Origin of the sequence: Rhizobium sp. CCGE 510 (assembly GCF_000292525.1) — a bacterium.
In the GTDB taxonomy this organism is placed as follows: domain Bacteria; phylum Pseudomonadota; class Alphaproteobacteria; order Rhizobiales; family Rhizobiaceae; genus Rhizobium.
In genome coordinates, this window is sequence record NZ_AEYF01000116.1 from 1 (window position 1) to 672 (window position 672).

Sequence of the window (672 nt, forward strand, 5' to 3'; positions counted from 1 at the left end):
CCTGATTTGTTGGTGTGGTCCATGACGACGACCACCCGCTTGACGCCGGCAACCAGATCCATCGCACCACCCATCTGCCCTTCGACGAGCCTCGCCCGGGACGTCATCCAGTTGGCGAGGTCGCCGTTCTCCGCCACTTCCATGGCGCCGAGGATCGCCATGGCGATCTTGCCGCCGCGGATCATCGCAAAGCTCTGCGCCGAGTCGAAGAAGGCCGAATGCGGCAATGCCGTCACCGTCTGCTTGCCGGCATTGATCAGATCGGCATCGATCTCATCCTCGGTGGGAAAGGGACCGATCCCGAGCAGGCCGTTCTCCGACTGCAGGGTCACATGGACGCCTTCGGGGATATAGTTGGCGACCAGCGTCGGAATGCCGATGCCGAGATTGACATAGGTGCCGTCTTGAAGTTCGCCGGCAGCACGCGCCGCCATCTGGTTTCTGTCCCAGGCCATGTCTCGTCCCCTTCCCTCAAGCCGCCGCGCGCGTGGTGCGCTGTTCGATGCGTTTCTCGTGCTGACCCTGGATCAGGCGATGCACGTAAATCCCCGGGACATGGATGTGATCGGGATCGAGGCTGCCGGCTGGCACGATTTCCTCGACTTCAGCGACGCAGATCTTGCCGCAGGTTGCGGCCGGCGGGTTGAAGTTGCGGGCCGTCTTGCGAAACAC

At 62.8% G+C, this 672-nt stretch carries 2 protein-coding genes; both read right to left on the reverse strand.

What is annotated here, in order from left to right:
- On the reverse strand, positions 1-455 hold a 455-nt coding region (locus tag RCCGE510_RS32725), incomplete at its 3' end, for a CoA-transferase (RefSeq protein ID WP_007638023.1).
- 16 nt (positions 456-471) lie between these two features.
- The coding region (locus tag RCCGE510_RS32730; protein ID WP_276310703.1) for a CoA-transferase at positions 472-672 on the reverse strand (201 nt) is incomplete at its 5' end.